Raw genomic sequence first — 21,816 nt, 5'->3', positions numbered from 1 at the left:
AGGGTTTTGATAGAAATTATCATAGCCACATTGCCTCGGCGCGGCAATGTGGCTTAGCAATCGAATGGATGGTTGCGCACCGTCACCGGAGGAGGACCATGAGTACCGTTGCCAGCAAACGAGACTACAGCCTCATCGGGCGCGACGCGCAGGCGGCCGTGGAGAATGGCCTGGCGGCCGCCGAGTGGTACCACACCGACATCGAACGCAAGCAGATGAAGGAGCTGATGAAGCGCACCGACGGCCCGGCCATGCGCGACACCGTCATCTGGCTCGGCTCGCTCGTCGTGCTCGGCGCATCGGGCATTGCGCTCTGGGGCACGTGGTGGGCGGTGCCGGTATTCCTCGCCTATGGCGTACTCTACGGCTCGGCCGGAGACTCGCGCTGGCACGAATGCGGGCACGGCACGGCGTTCAAGACGCGCTGGATGAACGACGTCGTGTACCAGATCGCCTCGTTCATGATGATGCGCAATCCCGTCACCTGGCGCTGGAGCCACGCACGGCACCACACCGACACCATCATCGTCGGACGCGATCCGGAGATCGCGGTAATGCGGCCGCCCGATCTTGCGCGGGTAATCCTCAATTTCTTCGGCATCCTCGATGTCTGGCATGCCGTGATCGACATGGGACGCAACGCAGCGGGAATCGTTTCGGCCGAGGAGAAGACCTTCATCCCCGAGATGGAGCAAGCCAAGGTCGTGCGCGTGGCGCGGATATGGGTTGCCATCTATGCAACGACAATCGCGCTTTCGATCTGGCTCGGCTCGATCCTGCCGCTGATGCTGATCGGCCTGCCGCGTTTCTACGGCGCCTGGCACGCGGTGATGACAGGCCTGCTGCAGCACGGCGGGTTGGCGGACAACGTCACCGACCACCGGCTCAACAGCCGCACGGTCCACATGAACCCGATCAGCCGCTTCATCTACTGGAACATGAACTACCATGTCGAACACCACATGTTCCCCATGGTGCCCTACCACGCGCTGCCGCGGTTGCACGCGCTCATCAAGCACGACCTGCCGGCGCCCAACACTTCGATCATCGACGGGTACCGCGAGATGATCCCGGCTTTCCTGCGCCAGCTGCGCTACGAGGACTATTACCTCAAGCGCGAACTGCCGCCGACGGCCAAACCCTACAGGGACGAACTGCACGCGGACCCTGCCCCGCAGGCGGCCGAGTAAGAGGAGTGACTGCAATGGCGAACTGGATCGAAGCGTGCGCCGCCGACAATATCGAGGAAGAGGACGTGATCCGCTTCGACCATGGCGGGCGCGTGTTCGCCATCTACCGCAGCCCCGAGGACGAGTATTTCGCCACCGAAGGCCTCTGCACGCATGAACATATTTGCCTCGCTGACGGACTGGTGATGGACGAGATCATCGAGTGCCCCAAGCACAACGGGCGTTTCAACTACAAGACCGGCGAGGCCAAGGGCGCGCCCGCCTGCATCAACCTCAAGACCTATCCGGTCAAGGTCGAGGATGGGGCGGTTTTCGTCGCGGTTTAGGGGTTTGAGTTGTCGCAAGACCGTCGGGAGGAGACAGCCGTGAGCGAGCGTTTCGTGATCGTCGGCGCCGGAGAATGCGGTGCACGGGCGGCGTTGGCGCTGCGTGAGCAGGGCTTTGCCGGCGCCGTGACGCTGATCGGGGCGGAAACGTACCTGCCCTATGAGCGCCCACCGCTTTCCAAGCAGGCGATGGCGGGCCTGGAAACCCCGCTTCCCAAGACCATTGCCTCGACCGAGCGGCTGACAGAAGCGGACATCAGTTTTTGCGGCGGCACCTGGGTGACGGCGATCGACCGGCCGAACAAGCGCCTTGTGCTTTCGGGCGAGGAGACGCTCGGCTACGACAGGCTGCTGCTGGCGACGGGCTGCGTGCCCCGCCGGCTGCCGGTGCCAGGGGCGGATGCGGCATCGATCGCCTATCTCAGGACCTATGACGACGCACTGGCGATCCGCTCGCGGATCGAAGGCGGCGCGCATGTCGCCATCATCGGCGGCGGGTTCATTGGACTGGAGCTGGCGTCGAGCGCGCGCCGGCGCGGGGCGGAGGTGACGCTGATCGAGGCTTTGCCGCGGCTCTTGACGCGGGGGGTGCCGGAAAGCCTGGCGCGGCGTGTAGAGGACGAGCACCGAACCCATGGCGTGCGGATGATGTTCGGAGATGGGATCGCGGAGTTGCGGTGCGACGCGGCAGGCACGCAGGTCGTATTGACGAGCGGAAACGAGATCGCCGCCGACCTCATCGTCGTGGGCATCGGGGCGGTGCCGGTGACCGGGCCGGCGGAAGCGGCGGGACTTGTCGTCGAGAATGGCATTGCGGTCGACGAGATGTTGCGCACCAGCGACCCCGACATCTTCGCGGCGGGTGACTGCTGCTCCTATCCGTTGCCGATTTATGGCGGCAGACGCGTGCGGCTCGAAAGCTGGCGCAATGCGCAGGACCAGGGGAACCTCGTCGCCCGCAACATGATGGGCACCAATGAGGCGATCGCGAGCGTGCCCTGGTTCTGGTCGGACCAATACGAGCTGACCCTGCAGATAACGGGACTTGTCGATGAAGGGCACGAGACGGTGACGCGAGCGCTAGGGGACGGCGCGACGATCCACTTCCATCTGGCGACAGACGGGCGGCTGGTGGCGGCGAGCGGCATCGGCCCGGGCAATGCGGTGGCAAAGGACATCCGGCTTGCCGAGATGCTGATCGGGCGCGGCGCACGGCCGGATCCGACGGCCCTGGGAGATGCCGGTGTGCGGCTGAAGGGCCTGCTGGCGGCGTAATAACAATCGACTACATCCGGGGACTGGAGAACATCATGGGTCGCACACGGCCGACGGTAGCTGACATCCGGGCGTTGAAGGGCGTAAGGCAACTCACCATGCTCCGGGTCGAGACGATGGAGGAGGCCGAGGCGGCCGAGAAGGCTGGGGTCGACATGATCTCGGTGCCCCCTGCCCTGGTCCTGCGACCCGACTTTCGGGACGCGGCGCCGAATTGCTTTGCAGTTCCGGGCCTCGAATACGGCGACTTCGTCACCGCCGAAGATTATCTGCGCGGCGCGTTCCAGGTGCTCAAGGCCAGCGCCGACGCGGTCTACTGCGCCGCGAGCTACAAGACCGTGCGGCGGCTGCGCGAGGAAGGTATCCCCGTCTGCGGTCATTCGGGCCTGATCCCGTCGCAGCGCACCTGGACGGGCGGGTTCAAGGCGGTGGGCAAGACGGCCGAAACCGCCATGCTCGTTTGGCAGCAGGTCAAGGCGCTCGAGGAAGCGGGAGCCTTTGCGGCCGAGATAGAGGTGGTGCCGAGCCCCGTCGCCGCGGCGATCAGCCAGCGCACGTCCCTCGTCATGATCTCGATGGGCGCAGGCGCCGGGTGCGACGCGCAATATCTCTTTGCAACGGACGTCGTCGGCAGCAATAGAGGACACGTGCCGCGTCACGCCAAGGTTTACCGCAATTTCGCGGCCGAGTACGAACGGCTGCAGGCCGAGCGAATCGCGGCGTTCACTGAATATGTTGCCGATGTGCGCGGGGGAGCTTATCCCGAGGCGCGGCACGAAGTAGCGATCGAGGCCGAGGAACTGGAGGCGTTCCTCGTCGAAATCGGCTAGAGCAGACGCAACACGTCGAACCGCGTCATGTCGGTGCGCTTGCTCGCCGGGCGGGATGGATTTCGTACAGGACTATCGAGGACACAAGATGAGCAATGCAGCGGCACAAGTGCAGGCGAACCCGCCGGAAACGGCCCTCAAGCAACCGACCTATGTGCTGACGCTCTCATGCGCGGACCGACCGGGGATCGTCGCGGCCATTACCACGGAGCTGGCGGCGCTCGGCGGCAACATCGCCGAAAGCAACCAGTTCTGGGACCGGCAAACCGGCATGTTCTTCATGCGCATTGCCTTCACCATGCCGGCGGGGATCGGTCGCGAGAACATTGAGCGGGCGTTGAAGCCCGCCGTCGAACGGTTCGGCATGAAGACGGCCATCGCCGATCAGGCCACCAAGCCCAAGATGATCATCATGGTCTCCAAGTTCGACCATGCGCTGCTGCATCTGCTCTATCAGATCCGTGTCGGCTGGCTCGACGCAGAGGTGGCCGCGATCATCTCCAACCACGCCGATGCCGAGCGGATCGCCAAAGCCGAGGAGATTCCCTTCCACCTCTGGCCGGTGACCAAGGACAACAAGGCCGAGCAGGAAGGCAAGGTCATCGACCTGGTCAAAGAGACGGGTGCGGACCTGGTGGTGCTCGCGCGCTATATGCAGGTGCTTTCCGACAATCTCTCGAACCGGCTCTTCGGCAAGGCAATCAACATCCATCACTCGTTCCTGCCGAGCTTCAAGGGCGCCAAGCCCTACCATCAGGCGCACGAGCGTGGGGTCAAGCTCATCGGGGCGACGGCACACTACGTGACGGCCGCCCTCGACGAGGGGCCGATCATCGAGCAGGAAACGGCACGGGTGACGCATTCGATGAGCCCGGACGACCTGATCGCGGCAGGACGCGATATCGAGAGCCGGGTGCTGGCACGAGCCGTCAAGCTCCACCTTGAAAGCCGGGTGATGCTCAACGGGCACAAGACGGTGGTGTTCGGGTAGGCGCAGTCGAGCGTCGAACCCGAGGACGCGCACTTAGTCCTTGTCGCGCTCGGCTTCCACGGCCTTCGTATGCTTGGCGTCGGCATCCGCCACCCAGCTGCTGAATTTGGCAAAGAGTCGGGCGAACTCGACGAGCTCGTCCTCAGGCCAATCGCCAAGGGCGTCGGCGAAGCGGCGCCACTTGTATTTGCGCACCGCAAGAGCATGGCGGCGACCAACATCGGTCAGTTCGAGGCAGATGCGTCGGGCATCGGCCTGTGAGGCGACGCGCCGGACGACGCCGGCCTCGACCGCGTCGGCAACGATACGGCTGGCGCGGGAGGGATCGACATTGAGGCGTTCGGCGACGGTACCGACCGTCACCTCATGCTCGCTGCCGCTGCAGGATTCAACGATCGACATGACGTCGAAGACACCCGGATCCAGATCGAGCTCCAGGTCGCGCATGGCCATCCGCATCAGCTCGCGCCGGGCCATGGACCGGCGAATATTGCCCATGATCGTGTCGATGGTGACGACGGCCTCGGCCGCCCGCCGCGACATGCCGTGATCGGTGAGCTGCAGGAGATGGTGGTCCCGGAGCCGATCGTCCGGCTTTTTTTCCCTGGCGGTGTTGTCCTTGCTCATGAAGCGGCTCATATCAACTCTTTGTCGTGCTGCAAAGCGGAGCGGCTCAAAGCCAGGCAGGCGCAGGTTTGATAATATGTGCTATTGACATATAATTGCCTCTAGCACATTTTCGCGCGACCATCCATTAAAGAGTTTGTCATGACCGATATGGTTGCCTCGCAAGGCCTTTCCCATTCCCGCAAAATGACGATCTACATCGCCCTGCTCGTCGGCCTCTTCATGGGGGTCCTCGATGCGCAGATCGTGGCGACGGCATTGCCTACCATCGCTGCCGACCTCGGCAAGCTCGAGCTCTTCGGCTGGGTGGGCGCCGCGTATCTCCTGGCGACGGCAGCGGTGACGCCCTTCTACGGCAAGCTCGGTGACCTGTTCGGGCGCAAACGCGTGTTCATGGTCGCCATCGTCCTCTTCGTCGTGGGCTCGCTCGCCTGCGGCCTCGCCTGGTCCATGGAGTCCCTGATCGCCGCCCGCGTGTTGCAGGGCCTTGGCGGGGGTGGACTGATGACCTCTGCCTTCGGCATCCTCGCCGACCTCTTCGAGCCACGCGAACGGGCAAAGTACCAGGGTATGAGCTCGGCCGTGTTCACGGTTGCAAGCCTTGTTGGGCCGGTGGCGGGCGGCGTCATCAGCCAGACTGTCGGTTGGGAATACATTTTCCTGATCAACCTGCCGATCGGCATCGGCGTCATTGCCGTTCTGATCTGGGCCATGCCCAATTTCGACACCGGGCGCAAACCCAGCATCGACTATCCGGGTGGATTCCTGCTGGCGGCCGCCGTGACGGCGACGGTGTTCTGGGCCGAGGAGGCACTCGGCGGCGGTTATGGCGGCGTCATGAGTTATCTGCTGCCGGCTGTCGTGCTCGCGGCGCTCACCGGGTTCGTGATGGTCGAACGGAAGGCAGACGAGCCAATGGTGCCGCTGCATCTGTTTGCCAACCGCAGCATCTCTCTGGCGCTGATCATCTCGGTGGTCTCGGGCGTCGCAACGCTCGGCATGCTCAACTATTTCGCGCTGTTCCTGCAGACCGTGACAGGGCTGCCGCCTGCACTGGCCGGACTCCTCTTCCTGCCCTCCTCGATCGGCTCGCTCATCGCCTCGATCGGCTCGGGCTATTTGGTCTCGCGATCGGGACGCTACAAGGTATTCCCCATTGCCTCGATGGCGCTCGGTGCCGTTGTGCTGATCGGGTTCAGCATGGTCCATGCATCGACCCCCCTCTGGGTGATCGGCGTTCTGATGTTCTTCTTTTCAACGGCTATCGGACTGCAGATGCAGACGCTGATGACGGCAGTGCAGGCGGCCGCGCCGATGCGCGACGTCGGGGCGGCGACCGGCACCATCACGCTTGCCCGCATGATCGGCGCCTCGCTCGGGCTTGCGGCCAATGGCGGATTACTGACCGCGGCGCTGATGCGCGGCCAGGAAACGATCTCGGCCGCAACACTTGCAGCCATGCCCGGACCGATGACGGACATGACGCCGGCGGCGATCGCCACTCTGCCTTCGGCGGCGGCAAGCGAGGTGGTCGAGGTTTTCACCACCGCGTTCGGCACCGTGTTTTATTTCGGGGCCGCGCTCTTTGCAGTGGGATTCGTCTGCGCACTGCTGTTGCCCAACGTCAAGCTCGAGGGACGTCACAAAGAGCCGGCGGGCGAGAAGCCGTCAGAGCGCACTCCGGCCACGGTGCCGGCAGGCGAATAAGCAAATGTGCTAGAGCGGGATTTTCGCATCCCGCTCTTATGTTTCGCGGGCGCGCTCCAGGATGCGCTTGCAGTCGAGGAGCTCCTTGAGGACGTCCGAGAGCTTGTCGCGCGCTTCGGTGTCGAGTCCGGCGCTGGCGGTCAAGCGCGCCTCCTCGAGCTCGGCTTCGTCGCCGACTGCCTGTGCCTGCTCGATCATGGGCAAGAGTTCCTCGACGGGCTTGCCTTCGCCGACCGCGATGACGTAACGCGGCCCCTGATCCTTGAGGATGCGCTGCACGCCTTTGATAGTGAAGCCCTGATCGTAGAGCAGGTGACGGATACCCTTCAAAAGCATCACGTCGTCGGGGCGGTAGTAGCGCCGCCCACCGCCCCGCTTCAGCGGCTTGATCGTCGAAAAGCGAGTCTCCCAGAAACGCAGCACGTGCTGGGGAAGGTCAAGCTCTTCAGCGGCCTCGGAGATCGTCCGGAAGGCGTCGGGGGACTTGTCCAAACCGCACTCCAGAATGCTTTATTTTCCAGTGCGAACCATAGATTTGTTGATCTTGGATTTCAACACATTGCTGGGTTTGAACACAAGGACCTGACGCGGGAGGATCGGAACCTCCTCACCAGTCTTGGGATTCCGCCCGATCCGCTGGTTCTTGGAGCGGACTTGAAAGGAGCCGAAGGACGACAGTTTGACGTTTTCCCCCCGCACCAGAGCATCGCTGATGAGATCGAGCACGCGCTCGACGAGCTCCGCCGATTCGGTTCTGGAAAGGCCGACCGTGCCATAAACGACTTCGGCCAAATCCGCCCGAGTCACCGTCTTCTGAGCCATTCGCACCCCCGCTTCGCCACAAGGCCAATGCACGGTCCACGGCACCGTGGATCGGCTGCCGGGCCATCTTTGTTGTCGGCACGATCTCGACGTCGCTAAGGCCCGCACGGCGGGACCTTGTTGGCGTTTCCTCAACCCGTAGAGAGACTAACGCCTTGAAACGGCTAAGGTCAATGCGCGAGATGGCCTTACCGAGCGCACCGGATCAACCGGTGGACAAGCTCACCAGCGGATGAGCGATGCGCCCCAGGTGAAACCTCCGCCCATGGCCTCGAGCATCACCAGATCACCGCGCTTGATGCGGCCATCGGCAACGGCGACACTCAGCGCCAGAGGCACGGAGGCGGCCGAGGTGTTGGCGTGCCGGTCGACGGTCACGATAACCTTCTCGGGTGGTAGGCCAAGCTTGACTCCTGCGCCGTCGATGATCCGCCTGTTGGCTTGGTGCGGCACGAACCAATCGAGGTCGTCGACGGTCACGCCCGCCTGATCAAGCGAGGATTGCACCACGTCGGTGATCTTGCCGACAGCGTGGCGGAAGACCTCGGGACCCTGCATCTTAACGTGACCGGCAACACCCGTCGAAGACGGGCCGCCGTCGACATAGAGCTTATCCCAGTGGTGGCCGTCCGAGCGCAGGGCTGAGGAGAGAACCCCCCGGTCCGCCTCGCCGTCGGCGATCTCGACGCGCTCGAGGACAGCGGCGCCGGCGCCGTCGCCGAACAGTACGCAAGTCGACCGGTCGGTCCAGTCGAGAAGGCGCGAGAAGGTTTCGGCACCGATGACGAGGGCGCGCCGGGCAAGACCGTTCTTCAGGTAACTATCGACGACGGCAACGGCATAGACAAAGCCCGAGCACACGGCCTGGATGTCGAAGGCAGCGCCGTGGTGGATGCCGAGCTTCATCTGCACCATGGCCGCGGCGGCCGGAAAGGTATAGTCGGGCGTTGTCGTGGCCACGACGATCAGGTCGATGTCCTCGGGACCGACACCGGCCTGGGCCATGGCGGCGCGCGCAGCATGGACGGCAAGGTCCGAGGTCATCTCGCCTTCGGCCGCGATATGGCGCTCGCGAATGCCGACACGCTGGACGATCCACTCGTCCGAGGTGTCGACCATCCTGGCCAGGTCGTCGTTGGTGAGGACTTTCTCCGGAAGATACCCGCCGACACCGCGGATTATAGTACGCGTTTTCACGCCGGTTTTGCCTCCGGTTGATTTTCTACGGGCGTCGCAGGCTTGACCGGAAACTGGCGTAGACCCTCATCGATCTTGTCGATGAGGCGGCTGCGCGCCATTTCGTAGGCAAGGCCGAGGGCGCTCTTGTAACCGATTTCGTCGGTGCCGCCATGCGATTTGATGACGATGCCGTTGAGCCCGAGGAAAACCCCGCCGTTTACGGTGCGCGGATCGAGCTTGCGCCGGAGCGCATCGAGCGCCTGGCCAGCGAGCAGCGCGCCGACCCTGGACAGGAAATTGGCCTTGAGCGCATTGCGCACGTAGCTGCCGACCTGACGGGCGGTGCCCTCGGCGGTCTTCAAGGCGATATTGCCGACGAACCCTTCGGTCACGACGACGTCGACGGTGCCCTTGCCGATATCGTCGCCCTCGACGAACCCGTGGTAGCGAAAGCCCGCGCCGCTAGCCACGGACAGCAGGCGAGCCGCCTCCCGGATCGAATCGAGGCCCTTTACCTCCTCAGTGCCGACATTGAGGAGGCCGACGACAGGCTGCTCATCATCGAAAAGGGCGCGCGCCAGGGCGGCGCCCAGGATGGAGAAATCGACAAGCTGCTGGGCGTCCGCGCCGATGGTGGCGCCAACGTCGAGCACGATGATATCGGACCGCAGAGTCGGCCAGATAGCGGCGATACCTGGGCGGGAAATGCCCTCGATCGGGCGCAGGCACATGGTGGCCATGGCCATCAGGGCGCCGGTGTTACCCCCGGAGATGCAAACGTCCGCCTCGCCGTCCTTGACCGACTGCAGCGCCGCCCACATGGAGGAGTTGCCCCGCCCCTTGCGCAAGGCCTGGCTCGGCTTTTCGTCCATGGCAATGACATTGTCGCTGTGGCGAATGGTCGAAACGGGTTTGAGCTCGGCGAATTCCTCGAGAAGCGGGCCAAGCTCCTCCTGGCGGCCGTGGAAGATGTAGCTCGTGTTCTTGCGCTCCCGCAGCGCCAGCTGCGCGCCGTGAAGGACGATTCGGGGACCATTGTCGCCACCCATGGCGTCCACCGAAATGCGAATTCTGTCGGTCATTTGCGCCTGTTATCGAACCCGAGATTCGGGCGTTGAAACCACATGGGACAAGGCGTTGGCATGGCCGGTGGTTCCGTTTGAGGTTAGCGTTACGCGGCGAAAACGAGATTCCGATGGCCCTGCGCAACGCTGCGGTGAACATAACTCATCGCCGGGTTGGCGCAAGTCCCGCCGCTCGCGCCCGCGGTCGGTCGGTTACTCGTCGCCCGATCGCGGCTTCAAGCCCTTCAGACGCGCAAAGGGCGAAGTCTCTGCATCGTCAGGGTCCAACTCCAGCGATTCCAGGCTCGCACCTGGCGCGCGTGGATAAGGATCGATGGCGAGAGCCAGTGTTTCGACCAGCAGTTCTGTCAGGTCCAGTTCAGGCCCGTCGAAGTAGTCGGGCGGATCTTCACCCTCAAGGTCGACAAACGTCTCGGAGCCCGGCTCGGAGCCGCGCGCACGCTGTGAGGTGGGCAGGAAAACGCGGTCCACTGGCTCGTCGATCTCCTGGGTTACCCGCTCGGCGGTGACGACACAGGGTTGCACCACTGTCGCTTCGATCCGCCCGGCTGCGCGCAGGCCGCCCCGGAAGCGGCTAATCTTGATCTCGGCGGTCAGACGTTCAAGGGCCGAGATCTTGAGCCGCTCGGTCAGCCGCGCAAGGGCCTCATCGTTGGCCTTGACCGACAAGGTCCGTCCGGCAGGGGGAATCTGGTCGATGCGCAAAACTGCGTCAGGCAGCAGCGGGCTCAGCGGCCGGCTCATCAGGGCACCTCGAACGTCAGGACACCGGAGCGGATGGCCTCGACAGGTTGTGCGGCGAGCGCACGGTCCGTTTTGACGAGATAGTCGGCAAGATGCGCGGCGTCTTCGGTCTCGACGTCATCGAAGATGTTGCGGGTGAGGACGGCACGGAGGGCCGTGGTATCGCCTGCGTCCATGGCCTGATTGATGGCGGCGAGGAGCCCGAAGAACAAATTGCCCATCTTCTGGATCTTCTTGGGTACGCCGATGTCGGTGACGCCCATCTCGCGCAGGGACCGGTCCATATCCTTAAAGAAGAGGTCGAACACCGCCTGGGCGAACTCGCGCTGTCCCGCATCGTCGCCGCGCAGGCGACGGAAGAGCAAGACGAGATGCAGGCTGATCATGTCGAAGCGCCCGGTGACGGTGTCGGGCACCGACCACTCGGCATAGAACCTCGCCTGCCGGGATTGCGCCACAATGGCGCTATAGACGGCGTAAACCGACTCGGTATCGGTTCTTTTGCGGAACAGCGACAGGATCATAGGTTGATTTCAGCATGTTGCGATGTGGGGCCGGCATCGACGCACCTTCGGGCCGAGGCCAGCTTGCCATCGGAGGTCCTGGCCGCTACACATGCCCGCGACCGGAGCCGTTCCACACGGAACGCTGCCGTTGCGCCACGCCTATAGTCGAGAGCCTTGGGGAAAGTCAAATACATGCCGTTGTTCGTCGTTTCCAGGCGTCTCGCGCCGATTGCCGCCGCCGCCATTGTCCTCGCGCTCGCCGGCTGCTCGGCCAGCAACAGTCTGGTGACGCAGCGCACCCAGGGCTATGAGATCGACGAATCGGCGCTGGCGCAAATCCGACCCGGCCAGAGCCAGGATCTGGTACGGATCGTGCTGGGTACGCCGCAGTTCACCAACCAGTTCAGCGGACAGTCTGCCTGGTACTATGTCGAGACCAAGGTCAACACCACGGCGTTTGGGCTCAACATGGTGCAATCGCGCACCGTGCTAGCGGTCTATTTCGACGAGCGTGGCCGCGTCGCGCAACGGGCGGTCTACGGGCTCGAGGAAGGGCGCGTGATCAACGTCGAGACCCGCCGCACGCCCTCGTTCGGCGAAGATCGCACGTTCATCCAGTCGCTGCTGTCGTCGGTGGGACTGTAGCGGACCATCGAAGGCGTAGTGCCGATTTTGACCGGCGGCGTTTGCGTCGCTCGGGCGCCTTCAACGCCCCTTCCCTCAGGTTGATGCTTTCAAGCGACCGCCTGGCGTCACCGGCTAGTGCCCTACTCAGCAGGCTGCAGGCGGCGGCGGGCGATATCGCCCCAGCCGAGCAACAGGATGGCGAAGGCTGCCACGGGAATGGCGAGGATGTTGATCGCCTCCCAGCCGATGAGCTGGAGCAACAGCCCTGAGCCGATGGAGGCGACGGCCATGGTGCCGAAGACCACCTGCTCGTTGACTGCCTGCACGCGGGCGGCCTCCTGCGGCCGATAGGCGCCAGTCAACAAGGCCGTGGAGCCGATGAAGCCCAAATTCCAGCCGAGGCCCAGCAGGATGAGGGCTGCGTTGAAGTGCGCGACGGTTATGCCGTTGAGCGTGGTCACCGCACAGGCGATGATGAGTGCGAGGCCGATGGCGGCGGTCAAGTGCGCACCGATGCGCTTGATGATCGATCCGGTGATGAAGCTCGGTGCGAACATGGCAACGATATGCCACTGGATGGCCCCGCTTGCCGCATCCGGCGAATGGCCGCAGACATAAACCATGGCCAAGGGCGCCGCGACCATGATCAGGGTCATCAGTGCGTAGCTGACGGCGGCGCCAACTATCGGAACGACAATAGCGGACGTGCGCAGGAGCACAGCGAGCGGCCGACCCGCCGGCTCGGCGGCACCCGGCTGACGGGTCGGCGCAAGCCGCGTCTGACTGAGGACGCCGATGGAAACAAGAGCGAGCCCGGCCATGACGAGATAGCCGGCGGCAAAGGGCGCGCCCGGCACCCAGTCGCGCGAGATGTTGCTCAGTTGCGGTCCCAGAAATCCGGCTGCGACGCCGCCGAACATGACCCAGGAAATGGCCGGCCCTTTCATGTCCTCGGCGACACTGTCGGCGGCGGCGAAGCGGATCTGCTGGAAGGCAGCGGCGGTGGTGCCCATGACGAAGAGCGCCGCGCAAAAGAGATAGAAATTCTGGATGACGACCGCGAATGCGGCGAGGACCGCTGCCGGGATAGCGAGCATACCGGCCAGCATGAAGCCGCGGGTGCGGCCGAGACGGTGGACGAGATAGGTCGCCGGCGAAGTACCGAAGGCGAGGCCGATGACCATTGCCGTCACCGGTAGCGTGGCAAACGCCCGGCTCGGCGCCATCGACGCAGCGGTCAATGCTGCGATGGACATGACGATGGCCTGGCTGGACCCGCCGAGTGCCTGCGCGACCGAGAGAAGCGCAATGTTGCGGACGGACCGGCTGCGGGAGAGGATATCAGTCACGGCTGGAGACTCCGCTTTTTGGTCGTCCATCTGGCCCTGCCGCTAAAGCTCGGCCCCTGCCCGCCGGGCTATGGCATCGAGCGTGGCGTTGACGAGCGCGGCGGCATCGTCGTCGTGGAAGGCCTTGGCGATGTCCACGTATTCGGTGATGACGACGCGGGCCGGAATGTCCTTGCGGCGGGTGAGCTCGAAGGTGGCGGCGCGCAGGATGGCGCGGATAGTGGCATCGACGCGCTCGACCGGCCAGTCGTCGGCCAGTGCCTTGTCGACGGTCGGATCGATAACGAGCTGGTGCCGCGCTACGCCGTTGACGATCTGGCGGAAGAAGTCGGCGTCGGCGGGCAGATACTGCTCGCCCTCGATCTCGCGGCCGAGGCGGTAGGCGCCGAACTGGGCCAGTGTCTCCTCCAGCGTAATGCGACCGACATCCATCTGGTAGAGCGCCTGGACGGCGGCGAGGCGCGCCGCGCCGCGCTGATTGGCCGGACGGATGGTCAGGGGATCGCGCTTGGCGGGATCTGGGTTTTTGGGGGACACGGGACTCACGCTCCGAGGCGAGCGCGCAGCTCGGCCATGGCGAGGGCTGCGCGAGCGGCCCCGCCCCCCTTGTCCTGCTCGGCGATGCGGGCGCGGGCCCAGGCCTGAGCTTCGTTCTCGACCGTCAGGATGCCGTTGCCGAGTGCAATGGCCTCGTCGACGGAAAGCTGCATGAGTGCGCGGGCGCTTTCGCCTGCGACGATCTCGTAGTGGGTGGTCTCGCCGCGGATGACGCAGCCGAGGGCGACGAAGCCGTCATACTCGTCCGGCTGGCCATCGAGCGCCATGGCGATGGTGGCGGGGATTTCGAGGGCTCCGGGAACGGTGACGACATCGAAGGTCGCACCGGCATCCTCCAAGACGGCAGTGGCGCCGCGCAGGAGCTCATCGGCAATGTCATTGTAGAAGCGCGCTTCGACGATGAGGAACTGCCGGCCCCGGGCGGAGCCCGGTTCAATGGGAAAGGTGCCGCCCGCGGACGCCATCGTATCGATCCTAACTGCGAAAGTCGCCGAGTGTCTCGATGAGACGCGCGGCATAGCGCGCCATCGGATCAACCTCGATGTTGACGAAATCGCCCACCTCATAGTCGCCCCACGAGGTGACTGCAACCGTATAGGGAATGAGGTGAACCGAGAAACGATCCCCGTCGACCTCGTTGACGGTCAGGGACGTCCCATTGAGGGCGACGCTTCCTTTTTTGGCGATGAACGGGGCGAGATCGGCCGGGACTTTGAAGGTCAGGGTGATCTGCTCGCCTGTCGCGTCCTTTCCGACGATCTCGGCCGTGCCGTCGATGTGGCCGGAAACGATGTGGCCGCCGAGCTCGTCGCCAACTTTGAGTGCCCGCTCGAGGTTGATGCGGCGGCCAGGCCGCCACCTGCCGACATGTGTGACCGCGAGAGTCTCGAGCGCGGCGAACACCTCGAACCAGTTCTGCTCTCCGTCCCTGCCCTTGCCGGTGACCGTGAGGCAGATGCCGTCATTGGTGATCGAGGCGCCAAGGTCGATGGTATCGGCGTCGTAGCGGCAGGCAATGCGTAGCAGGCGCCCATCGTTGCGGTCTTCGGCTTCTACGAGGTGGCCGACATCGGTGACGATTCCAGTGAACATCTTCAGGCTTTCCCGACTTTTTCGAAGGTGCGCAGCAAATCTTCACCCAGGCGCTGGCGGTCGATTTCGCCGAAGCCCGCGGCGGCGAGACGTTCGTCCATCGTACCCTTGCCGGTTGCCGGAACCCCGTCGGGCCCGACCGTTACGGTGCCCTCGATCAACTCAAAGCGGTCGACGAGATCGTCGGCAAGAAGCGCTTCTGCAAGGGTAGCACCGGGTTCGACGAGGAGACGAGCGATGCCCTTGGCATGGAGCGCCCGGAGGGTTTCTGCGAGGTCGGGGCGACCGTCTTCGCCGGGCACACGAACGACCTCGACCGAGGCGGGCACGGCCATCTCGCGGCCCGATTCGACAATGACAGCAACACGATGGCCGGAAAAGCCGCCAATCAGATTCGAGCGCTTGTCGATGCCGCGATTGCCGGCAAGGATCACGCGGAGCGGCGTGCGCCGCTCCAGACCCGGCAGCCGCACGGTCAACTGCGGATCATCGATCTCGGCGGTGGCACCGCCGACGAGAACGGCATTGGACATGGCACGCTGCAGATGCGTCCAGCGACGGGCGTCCTCGCCGGTAATGGCGACCTTGGCCACGTCGCGCCGGCCGATCATGCCATCGGCGGAGACGGCGAGCTTTGCCGTAACGAACGGCCGACCGAGGGCATGGCGGGCGGTGTGGCCCTCATTGAGCCGCACCGAGGGCGCGTGATCGATGACGGCGACCTCGATGCCACTTGCATGCAGCCGCCTGATGCTTTCCCCGCGCGTGCGCGGATCCGGATCGGGCATGCCGATAACGACGCGGGCAATGCCGGCGCGCACCACCGCATCTACGCAGGGTGGCGTGCGACCCCAGTGGTGGCAAGGTTCGAGAGTGACGTAGAGGGTGGCGCCCCGGGCGCGTGCGCCGGCAGATTCCAGTGCCAGCGGCTCGGCATGGGGCCGCCCTCCCCTCGCCGTCACGGCGCGGCCGACGAGTATGCCTGCGGATGGATCCACCACGAAGGCTGCAACGGTCGGGTTATCGGCGGTGGTGCCAAGAAAAGGCTCGGCGGCGCGGGCGGCGGCATCGAGCCAGCGGAGGTCCTCGGGCGTGGCGGCGCTCACTCGTCCTCGATCCTCATGACCTCGTCGGTGCTGGCGAGCTGGGAGAGGAAGGAGCGGAAGTCGTCGGCGGAGGCGAAGTTGCGGTAAACAGAGGCAAAGCGGACGAAGGCGACGTCGTCGAGGCTCTTCAATCCCTCCATGACGAATTCGCCGATCTGCTCGGAGGTGACCTCGACATCGCCGAGGCTTTCGAGCTGGCGCACGATACCGGAGATCATGCGCTCGACCCGCTCAGGATCGACCGAGCGCTTGCGCAGCGCCGTATAGACGGAGCGAGCAAGCTTTTCGCGGTCGAAGGGGACCTTGCGACCGGACTTCTTGACAACAGTCAGGTCACGCAACTGCACCCGCTCGAAGGTGGTGAAGCGACCGCCGCAGGCATTGCAGATGCGCCGGCGCCGGATGGCGCCGGAATCTTCGGTCGGACGGCTGTCCTTGACCTGGGTGTCGTCGTTGCCGCAATAGGGACAGCGCATGGCTTACTGGGCGTAGATCGGGAAACGGTCGGTCAGCGCCTTCACCTTCTCGCGCACAGCCGCTTCGACTGCGGCGTTGTTCTCGTCGGCATTGACCTCGCGCAGCCCATCGAGCACCTCGACGATCATCTGACCGATCTGGCGATATTCGGCCTCGCCGAAGCCGCGCGTGGTACCGGCGGGTGTGCCGAGGCGGATGCCGGAGGTGACGAAGGGCTTTTCCGGATCAAACGGAATGCCGTTCTTGTTGCAGGTGATCCAGGCGCGGCCCAGCGCCTGCTCGGCACGCTTGCCGGTGGCGTTCTTCTTCCGGAGGTCAACCAGCATCAGATGGTTGTCGGTGCCGCCGGAAACGACATCGAGGCCGTTCTCGATGAGGGTGGCGGCGAGCGCGCGGGCGTTGGCGACCACTTGACGGGCATAGGCCTTGAACTCGGGCTGCAGTGCTTCCTTCAGGGCCACGGCCTTGGCGGCGATCACGTGCATGAGCGGGCCGCCCTGGAGGCCGGGGAAGACCGCGGAATTGATCTTCTTGGCAATGTCCTCGTCGTTGGAGAGGATCATGCCGCCGCGTGGACCGCGCAGGGACTTGTGGGTGGTGGTGGTGACCACATGGGCGTGCGGGACCGGCGAGGGATGGACGCCGCCAGCCACGAGCCCCGCGATGTGGGCCATGTCAACCATCAGATAGGCGCCGATCTCGTCGGCGATCTCGCGAAAGCGCTGCCAGTCCCAGATGCGCGAGTAAGCGGTGCCGCCGGCAAGGATAAGCTTGGGCTTGTGCTCGCGGGCCTTGCGAGCCACCTCCTCCATGTCGAGGAGATGGTCGTCCTGGCGTACGCCATAGGAAACGACCTTGAACCACTTGCCGCTCATGTTGACCGGCGAGCCGTGGGTGAGGTGACCGCCCGAATTGAGGTCCAGCCCCATGAAGGTGTCGCCCGGCTGCAAGAGGGCGAGGAACACGGCTTGGTTCATCTGGCTGCCGGAGTTAGGCTGCACGTTGGCAAAGCCCGCACCGAAGAGCTCCTTGGCCCGTTCGATGGCCAGATTCTCGGCGATGTCGACGAACTGGCAGCCGCCATAGTAGCGCTTGCCTGGATAGCCTTCGGCATATTTGTTGGTCAGCACCGAACCCTGCGCTTCCAGCACGGCCCTGGATACGATGTTCTCCGAAGCGATCAGCTCGATCTCGTGCTGCTGGCGACCGAGTTCCTTGCCGATCGCATCGGCAATCTCGGGATCGGTCTCGGCGAGCGAGGCGCTGAAGAAATGCGGGAAGAGCGGAAGGCTGGCGGCAGCGCTCATTGGCGACTCCTGGGCGGTAACCAATATGTGGTGCTGGAGGGGCGATACGGACGCAGCCTCTAGCATAAAGGGGCCCAACAGTCCAAGCGTGACAGGCCAATTGCGGCCACGTTTTTCTTCTAGCCAAGGCAACCCTGCGCGCGCGGACGGCATTTTGCCAACAGGCCGGCCGAGCGACAGGGCCAGCCGGGGGGCGGAAGGAGAATCGACATGAAGAAGAGCTTTGCAAGAATGGGCGTCATCGCCCTTGCCGCAATGCTCGGCGTGACCGGCGCCATCCCTGCTCAAGCACAAAGCTTCGGCTACGGCGAGCGCGACCGGGTGATCGGCATCTATTGCGACCGCTACGACGATCGTGACTGCCGGAACCGTGACAGATGGGACGACGACGATTACCGCGTGTTCTACCGGAGCCGGCGCAGCAACCTCGACGGCATCGCAGCGGGGATTTTCGGGCTGACGTTCGGCGCCATCCTCGGCAGCGCCCTTTCGCAGCCGCGGGTCAACGACCGCGTCATCTACCTCGACGATGCACCCGCTTACGGCTACGACAACAGCTACGAGGCGCATGTGGCGGCCTGCTATTCGCGGTATCGCTCGTATGACGAGGAAACCGACACGTTCCTCGGCTATGACGGCTATCGACACCGCTGCCGGCTTTGAGCACCTCGAACCCGGCGCCGCGATATTGAGCGCTTGCGCTGCCCGATCTCTCCCTCACAAGGGAGGGGACGGGTTGCGCGCGTGTTGAAGGGAGGGCGTAAATGGTTTCGGCCGAAGTCCAGGTGGAAACTCTGCTCGACAGCCGATCGGAAGCCATGCGGGCAAAGGATATCGAGCGGCTGATGTCGGTCTACTCGCCCGACGTCGTCTATTTTGATGTCGTTCCTCCCCTCCAGTACATCGGCTCTGCTCAGTTGCGCGATCGATTCCTGCATTGGTTCGGCGGCTGGCAGGGAGCCATCCGCCAGGAGATCCACGACCTGCGCATTTCAGCGAGCGGGGACATCGCGGCCACGAGCATGCTTATCCGTGCCGGCGGAACCTTGAAGAGCGGCCTTGAGGTCGATCGTTGGTTGCGCACGACCTCCTGCTGTCAACGATCGGATCGCGGATGGCAGATTGCGCACGAACACGTCTCCCTGCCTGTCGACATGGCAAACGGTCGGGCAGTCATGGACCTCATTCCCTAGCAGTCAGTCAGCCGCCGAGTCCGCCTCTCGGCATCCAGAAGTTCGCGAGAGCGCCGGAGCCTTCGGCGATATCGGACCATCGGCGCACGTTGAAGTCGATGACAGCAAGGGCGGCGGTGGGAAAGCTCGCTTCCATGACCGCGAGAGCCTCGGGGTCGCCCATGCCGCAGAGGGCGAGGGCGCTCGACTGGACGGCGCTGTTGTGGCCAACGAGCATGAGCGAGGCAACCTCCCCGCCCTCCTCGCGAATGAGGTCGACGTAGTCCTCTTCCATGAGATCATAGAGACGACGCTTGCGCAGCACCTCGGGTGTTGCCCCGGCATCGACCAGTGTCGGCAGGATCAGATCGAGGGTTTGAAGGGTGCGCACCGCGCTCGAGCAGATGATGCGACGCGGCAGCCAGGTGTGCGCGCGGAGCGCCTGACCGAGCACCTCAGCAGCGCGCCGGCCGCGCGGGGCGAGCGGACGATCGAAATCTGCCAGGCCCTTTTCCTTCCACGAGGACTTGGCATGACGCAGCAGGTAGAGGCGCAGCATTCAGAACAGCCGACGCGGCGGTTCGTCCGCCGTTTCGGAAAGACGCTTGTTGAGTTTGGCCAGTGCGGTGGCCTGCATCTGCCAGCGGGTCGCCGCAAGCGGCGCGATGACAACGACTTCGATGTTGGTGTCGCTGTCGATGGCCGACACCCGCATCTGCTGGCCAATCTGGACGAACTCGTAAAGGACCTCGCCCACGCCCGCTCCTATCCTATCAGGCCTCGAACGCCACTTTGCCCTGGGCGTCGAACTGGTAGACGTCGTCGCGGAACGAGACTGTCCCCTGACGGTTGGCCCAGGCGGTGATGTAGGTGGTGTGGATCGGCACCGGGTTCTTGAGTGCTTCGTCGATCCGTTCATTGGATGCGAAAGTGGAATCGACCCGCGACAGGTCCCAGCCATTGTCGCGCAGCAGCCAGGTAACGAGCTGATTGACCCCCTCGACGCGCACGCACCCAGAGGAGTGGAAGCGCGCGTTCTCGCCGAACAGCGACTTGGTGGGCGTGTCGTGCAAGTAGACGTCGTAGGGGTTGTGGAAGTTGATCTTGCAGTGCCCCATGGAGTTCTCGGCGCCCGGCTCCTGGCGGAACATATAGTTCACCGCCTCGTCGGTCTGCCAGTTGATCTGGGTCGGCGAAATCTCCTGGCCTTTGCCGTCATAGATGTGGATGCGGAACTTGGTCAGATATTCCGGGTCCTCATTCATGTACTTGATGAGGTCATTGCGGATGATCGACTTGGGGACGTGCCAGTAGGGATTGAAGTTGATCTGGTGGACCTTGCTGGCCAGGATCGGGGTCGCGCGCTCGACCCGGCCGACGACAGCGGTATGCCGCTGGACCACATAGCCGCCCTCGACCGCCTCGATGGTGGCGGCAGGGATGTTGACCACCACATAGCGCTCCGACAGGTTCGGAGCCATGTTGGTGACGCGCTGCAGGTTGAGGTATAGCTGGTTAAGACGGGTGGAGGCCGGCACCGCCATGGCATAGAACGTTGCCTCGTCCACCTCGCCGGTCAGCCGTAAGCCGTGGCGGGCCTGGAAGGTGCGGATGGCTGCGTCCGTGACCTGGTCGACGATATTGTCGACGCGCTCGGCAAAGGGCATGTCGCCGGAGGACATCAGGCGGCGCTTCAAGGCGATGACGCCTTCGCGGTCGTTTCCAAGACGCAGGCCGTAGACCTCGCGCGGGACATCCTCCCAGCCCCCGGCTGCGACGAACGGCTCGTACTGCGAGATGGCAAGCTGGAGATTATAGGCCGTGTCGTAAGAAAGAATCGGCTCGGTGGTCTCGATCAAAGCCTGGGCGGCCGCGGAAGCACCGGCGGGGTCCGCCTCGCGCAGCACCCTGTTGCGCGCGAACATGTCCCAGATGGACTCGGCCCGCGCCATGGACGGCGGCAGGACTGCAGAGGCCCCGGCCAGAGCCATCGACCGGAGCAGAGAACGTCTATTCAACCGCATGCATTCACCCGAATTTGCCGCTCAACTTCAACGAGAGTGGGTACCACCGGCATTCCGACGCGACAACGCCGGTCAACCAGCTGTGAACCATCCGCAAGGACACGATACAAAATGCGTGGAATTGGTTTCCAAACCACATACGTGCAAGCTTGATACGTGCTTTTGCGGCACAAATAAGAACAGCTGGCGGCCCGGCTGAATTGGCAGCGGCCACTGTGGCCGACACGTCACACTCCGATCGCCGGAAACGCTAACGGCCCCTCCTTCTGGAAGGGCCGGTGCGGCATGGGACCTTGGAGGAGGTCAGAGTTTATAGAGGATCTGGTCGACCCAAAAGCGCTCCAGGCGGGCGAGCGCCTTGTTGAGGCCTTCGAACTCTTCGTCGCCGAGACCACCCACCTTGTCGATGGATTTCAGGTGCCGGTCGTAGAGCTCATCGATCACCTCGGCGACTTCCTCGCCCTTGGGAGTAAGCTTGATGCGGACCGAGCGGCGGTCGGTGCGCGAGCGCTCCTGATAGATATAGCCAGTCTCGACGAGCTTCTTAAGATTATAAGAAACATTCGAGCCCAGGTAGTAACCGCGCGAGCGCAACTCGCCGGCGGTCAGCTCCGCATCGCCGATGTTGAACATCAACAATGCCTGGACGGGATTGATGTCGTCCCAGCCCATACGATCGAACTCGTCCTTGATGAGATCGAGCAGCCGGCGGTGCAGGCGTTCGACCCGGGAAACAGCTTCAAGATAGGCCGGCTTCAGGCTCGCCTGGCCTTCCGTGACCGTCACCTCTGCGGTGTTGGATTTTGCTGCCATTTTTGCCTC

The 21,816-nt window shown here is 64.0% G+C and carries 27 protein-coding genes; 9 read left to right on the top strand and 18 right to left on the bottom strand.

The window, feature by feature from the left end; genetic code table 11:
* The first annotated feature begins 98 nt into the window (after positions 1–98).
* The 5 genes from QQK18_RS17850 to purU all read left to right on the top strand — a co-directional run bounded on the left by QQK18_RS17850 (position 99) and on the right by purU (position 4,612).
* Positions 99–1,190, top strand: coding sequence for a fatty acid desaturase family protein (locus QQK18_RS17850; RefSeq protein WP_284341725.1), 1,092 nt, complete (start codon positions 99–101; stop codon positions 1,188–1,190).
* Positions 1,191–1,204: 14 nt separating this feature from the next.
* Entirely contained in the window at positions 1,205–1,516 is a 312-nt protein-coding gene (locus tag QQK18_RS17845) for a MocE family 2Fe-2S type ferredoxin (RefSeq protein WP_284341724.1), read from the top strand.
* A gap of 39 nt (positions 1,517–1,555) precedes the next feature.
* The gene (locus QQK18_RS17840) at positions 1,556–2,791 is read left to right on the top strand and encodes an NAD(P)/FAD-dependent oxidoreductase (RefSeq protein ID WP_284341723.1); all 1,236 of its coding nucleotides are present in this window, start codon (positions 1,556–1,558) and stop codon (positions 2,789–2,791) included.
* Between the two features lie 35 nt (positions 2,792–2,826).
* Positions 2,827–3,621, top strand: a complete 795-nt coding sequence (locus tag QQK18_RS17835) for a 3-methyl-2-oxobutanoate hydroxymethyltransferase (RefSeq protein ID WP_284341722.1) — start codon at positions 2,827–2,829, stop codon at positions 3,619–3,621.
* 88 nt (positions 3,622–3,709) lie between these two features.
* The gene (gene purU / locus QQK18_RS17830) at positions 3,710–4,612 is read left to right on the top strand and encodes a formyltetrahydrofolate deformylase (protein ID WP_284341721.1); all 903 of its coding nucleotides are present in this window, start codon (positions 3,710–3,712) and stop codon (positions 4,610–4,612) included.
* Positions 4,613–4,645: 33 nt separating this feature from the next.
* Here purU and QQK18_RS17825 read toward each other — a convergent pair whose 3' ends face one another.
* The gene (locus QQK18_RS17825; protein WP_284341720.1) at positions 4,646–5,239 is read right to left on the bottom strand and encodes a MarR family winged helix-turn-helix transcriptional regulator; all 594 of its coding nucleotides are present in this window, start codon (positions 5,237–5,239) and stop codon (positions 4,646–4,648) included.
* Between the two features lie 141 nt (positions 5,240–5,380).
* On the opposite strand from QQK18_RS17825, the gene QQK18_RS17820 reads away from it, so the two are divergent.
* Positions 5,381–6,946 (top strand): MDR family MFS transporter, encoded by a 1,566-nt coding sequence (locus tag QQK18_RS17820; RefSeq protein ID WP_284341719.1) that lies wholly within the window; start codon positions 5,381–5,383, stop codon positions 6,944–6,946.
* Positions 6,947–6,982: 36 nt separating this feature from the next.
* On the opposite strand, the gene QQK18_RS17815 is transcribed toward QQK18_RS17820, so the two are convergent.
* The 6 genes from QQK18_RS17815 to QQK18_RS17790 all read right to left on the bottom strand — a co-directional run bounded on the left by QQK18_RS17815 (position 6,983) and on the right by QQK18_RS17790 (position 11,300).
* Positions 6,983–7,438 (bottom strand): MerR family transcriptional regulator, encoded by a 456-nt coding sequence (locus QQK18_RS17815; RefSeq protein WP_284341718.1) that lies wholly within the window; start codon positions 7,436–7,438, stop codon positions 6,983–6,985.
* An 18-nt stretch (positions 7,439–7,456) separates the two neighbouring features.
* A complete protein-coding gene (locus QQK18_RS17810) occupies positions 7,457–7,768 on the bottom strand; it encodes an integration host factor subunit alpha (RefSeq protein ID WP_284341717.1) in 312 nt (103 codons plus the stop codon).
* A 222-nt stretch (positions 7,769–7,990) separates the two neighbouring features.
* Positions 7,991–8,965 (bottom strand): beta-ketoacyl-ACP synthase III, encoded by a 975-nt coding sequence (locus QQK18_RS17805; RefSeq protein WP_284341716.1) that lies wholly within the window; start codon positions 8,963–8,965, stop codon positions 7,991–7,993.
* The gene (plsX, locus tag QQK18_RS17800) at positions 8,962–10,029 is read right to left on the bottom strand and encodes a phosphate acyltransferase PlsX (protein WP_284341715.1); all 1,068 of its coding nucleotides are present in this window, start codon (positions 10,027–10,029) and stop codon (positions 8,962–8,964) included. Before plsX ends, QQK18_RS17805 begins: the two co-directional genes overlap by 4 nt.
* A gap of 195 nt (positions 10,030–10,224) precedes the next feature.
* The gene (locus tag QQK18_RS17795; protein ID WP_284341714.1) at positions 10,225–10,776 is read right to left on the bottom strand and encodes a YceD family protein; all 552 of its coding nucleotides are present in this window, start codon (positions 10,774–10,776) and stop codon (positions 10,225–10,227) included.
* The gene (locus tag QQK18_RS17790) at positions 10,776–11,300 is read right to left on the bottom strand and encodes a ubiquinol-cytochrome C chaperone family protein (RefSeq protein WP_284341713.1); all 525 of its coding nucleotides are present in this window, start codon (positions 11,298–11,300) and stop codon (positions 10,776–10,778) included. The genes QQK18_RS17795 and QQK18_RS17790 overlap by 1 nt, the downstream gene beginning before the upstream one ends.
* Before the next feature lie 174 nt (positions 11,301–11,474).
* Here QQK18_RS17790 and QQK18_RS17785 point away from each other — a divergent pair, with 174 nt between their 5' ends.
* A complete protein-coding gene (locus QQK18_RS17785; RefSeq protein WP_284341712.1) occupies positions 11,475–11,927 on the top strand; it encodes an outer membrane protein assembly factor BamE in 453 nt (150 codons plus the stop codon).
* Positions 11,928–12,049: 122 nt separating this feature from the next.
* On the opposite strand, the gene QQK18_RS17780 is transcribed toward QQK18_RS17785, so the two are convergent.
* From QQK18_RS17780 to glyA, 7 genes are read right to left on the bottom strand one after another with little or no spacing between them, the layout of a single operon-like run.
* A complete protein-coding gene (locus QQK18_RS17780) occupies positions 12,050–13,258 on the bottom strand; it encodes an MFS transporter (RefSeq protein WP_284341711.1) in 1,209 nt (402 codons plus the stop codon).
* Between the two features lie 42 nt (positions 13,259–13,300).
* The gene (gene nusB / locus QQK18_RS17775) at positions 13,301–13,795 is read right to left on the bottom strand and encodes a transcription antitermination factor NusB (protein WP_284341710.1); all 495 of its coding nucleotides are present in this window, start codon (positions 13,793–13,795) and stop codon (positions 13,301–13,303) included.
* Between the two features lie 5 nt (positions 13,796–13,800).
* On the bottom strand, positions 13,801–14,280 hold the full coding sequence (locus QQK18_RS17770) for a 6,7-dimethyl-8-ribityllumazine synthase (RefSeq protein WP_284341709.1): 480 nt from the start codon (positions 14,278–14,280) through the stop codon (positions 13,801–13,803).
* A gap of 10 nt (positions 14,281–14,290) precedes the next feature.
* The gene (locus QQK18_RS17765; protein ID WP_284341708.1) at positions 14,291–14,908 is read right to left on the bottom strand and encodes a riboflavin synthase; all 618 of its coding nucleotides are present in this window, start codon (positions 14,906–14,908) and stop codon (positions 14,291–14,293) included.
* Between the two features lie 2 nt (positions 14,909–14,910).
* Positions 14,911–16,014, bottom strand: coding sequence for a bifunctional diaminohydroxyphosphoribosylaminopyrimidine deaminase/5-amino-6-(5-phosphoribosylamino)uracil reductase RibD (gene ribD / locus QQK18_RS17760; RefSeq protein ID WP_284341707.1), 1,104 nt, complete (start codon positions 16,012–16,014; stop codon positions 14,911–14,913).
* On the bottom strand, positions 16,011–16,490 hold the full coding sequence (gene nrdR, locus QQK18_RS17755) for a transcriptional regulator NrdR (protein WP_284341706.1): 480 nt from the start codon (positions 16,488–16,490) through the stop codon (positions 16,011–16,013). Before nrdR ends, ribD begins: the two co-directional genes overlap by 4 nt.
* 3 nt (positions 16,491–16,493) lie before the next feature.
* Positions 16,494–17,798, bottom strand: a complete 1,305-nt coding sequence (glyA, locus tag QQK18_RS17750) for a serine hydroxymethyltransferase (RefSeq protein WP_284341705.1) — start codon at positions 17,796–17,798, stop codon at positions 16,494–16,496.
* A gap of 210 nt (positions 17,799–18,008) precedes the next feature.
* Here glyA and QQK18_RS17745 point away from each other — a divergent pair, with 210 nt between their 5' ends.
* Positions 18,009–18,461, top strand: a complete 453-nt coding sequence (locus QQK18_RS17745; protein ID WP_284341704.1) for a BA14K family protein — start codon at positions 18,009–18,011, stop codon at positions 18,459–18,461.
* A gap of 101 nt (positions 18,462–18,562) precedes the next feature.
* A complete protein-coding gene (locus tag QQK18_RS17740) occupies positions 18,563–18,991 on the top strand; it encodes a YybH family protein (RefSeq protein ID WP_284341703.1) in 429 nt (142 codons plus the stop codon).
* 7 nt (positions 18,992–18,998) lie between these two features.
* Here the strand turns inward: QQK18_RS17740 and QQK18_RS17735 are convergent, their stop codons facing one another.
* From QQK18_RS17735 to ldtR, 4 genes are all read right to left on the bottom strand, one after another.
* A complete protein-coding gene (locus tag QQK18_RS17735; RefSeq protein ID WP_284341702.1) occupies positions 18,999–19,529 on the bottom strand; it encodes a SixA phosphatase family protein in 531 nt (176 codons plus the stop codon).
* The gene (locus QQK18_RS17730) at positions 19,530–19,727 is read right to left on the bottom strand and encodes a DUF6898 family protein (RefSeq protein ID WP_284341701.1); all 198 of its coding nucleotides are present in this window, start codon (positions 19,725–19,727) and stop codon (positions 19,530–19,532) included.
* Between the two features lie 16 nt (positions 19,728–19,743).
* Positions 19,744–20,988 carry a L,D-transpeptidase family protein gene (locus tag QQK18_RS17725; RefSeq protein WP_284341700.1) on the bottom strand — a complete coding sequence of 415 codons (1,245 nt, stop codon included), beginning with the start codon at positions 20,986–20,988 and terminating at the stop codon, positions 19,744–19,746.
* 309 nt (positions 20,989–21,297) lie between these two features.
* A complete protein-coding gene (gene ldtR / locus QQK18_RS17720) occupies positions 21,298–21,807 on the bottom strand; it encodes a transcriptional regulator LdtR (RefSeq protein ID WP_284341699.1) in 510 nt (169 codons plus the stop codon).
* Positions 21,808–21,816: the final 9 nt, after the last annotated feature.

It is taken from the genome of Devosia nitrariae (genome assembly GCF_030160115.1).
In the GTDB taxonomy this organism is placed as follows: Bacteria; Pseudomonadota; Alphaproteobacteria; order Rhizobiales; family Devosiaceae; genus Devosia; species Devosia nitrariae.
This window is presented reverse-complemented; position numbering and strand designations above follow the sequence as displayed.

Coding starts and splice junctions, on each gene's coding strand:
- QQK18_RS17785 (WP_284341712.1), top strand. CDS start 11,475: ATGCCGTTGTTCGTCGTTTCCAGGCGTCTCGCGCCGATTGCCGCCGCC.
- QQK18_RS17745 (WP_284341704.1), top strand. CDS start 18,009: ATGAAGAAGAGCTTTGCAAGAATGGGCGTCATCGCCCTTGCCGCAATG.
- glyA (WP_284341705.1), bottom strand. CDS start 17,798: ATGAGCGCTGCCGCCAGCCTTCCGCTCTTCCCGCATTTCTTCAGCGCC.
- plsX (WP_284341715.1), bottom strand. CDS start 10,029: ATGACCGACAGAATTCGCATTTCGGTGGACGCCATGGGTGGCGACAAT.
- QQK18_RS17740 (WP_284341703.1), top strand. CDS start 18,563: ATGGTTTCGGCCGAAGTCCAGGTGGAAACTCTGCTCGACAGCCGATCG.
- QQK18_RS17790 (WP_284341713.1), bottom strand. CDS start 11,300: ATGATCCTGTCGCTGTTCCGCAAAAGAACCGATACCGAGTCGGTTTAC.
- nrdR (WP_284341706.1), bottom strand. CDS start 16,490: ATGCGCTGTCCCTATTGCGGCAACGACGACACCCAGGTCAAGGACAGC.
- QQK18_RS17825 (WP_284341720.1), bottom strand. CDS start 5,239: ATGAGCAAGGACAACACCGCCAGGGAAAAAAAGCCGGACGATCGGCTC.
- QQK18_RS17810 (WP_284341717.1), bottom strand. CDS start 7,768: ATGGCTCAGAAGACGGTGACTCGGGCGGATTTGGCCGAAGTCGTTTAT.
- QQK18_RS17820 (WP_284341719.1), top strand. CDS start 5,381: ATGACCGATATGGTTGCCTCGCAAGGCCTTTCCCATTCCCGCAAAATG.
- QQK18_RS17795 (WP_284341714.1), bottom strand. CDS start 10,776: ATGAGCCGGCCGCTGAGCCCGCTGCTGCCTGACGCAGTTTTGCGCATC.
- QQK18_RS17835 (WP_284341722.1), top strand. CDS start 2,827: ATGGGTCGCACACGGCCGACGGTAGCTGACATCCGGGCGTTGAAGGGC.
- QQK18_RS17850 (WP_284341725.1), top strand. CDS start 99: ATGAGTACCGTTGCCAGCAAACGAGACTACAGCCTCATCGGGCGCGAC.
- ldtR (WP_284341699.1), bottom strand. CDS start 21,807: ATGGCAGCAAAATCCAACACCGCAGAGGTGACGGTCACGGAAGGCCAG.
- purU (WP_284341721.1), top strand. CDS start 3,710: ATGAGCAATGCAGCGGCACAAGTGCAGGCGAACCCGCCGGAAACGGCC.
- QQK18_RS17735 (WP_284341702.1), bottom strand. CDS start 19,529: ATGCTGCGCCTCTACCTGCTGCGTCATGCCAAGTCCTCGTGGAAGGAA.
- QQK18_RS17765 (WP_284341708.1), bottom strand. CDS start 14,908: ATGTTCACTGGAATCGTCACCGATGTCGGCCACCTCGTAGAAGCCGAA.
- QQK18_RS17845 (WP_284341724.1), top strand. CDS start 1,205: ATGGCGAACTGGATCGAAGCGTGCGCCGCCGACAATATCGAGGAAGAG.
- QQK18_RS17770 (WP_284341709.1), bottom strand. CDS start 14,280: ATGGCGTCCGCGGGCGGCACCTTTCCCATTGAACCGGGCTCCGCCCGG.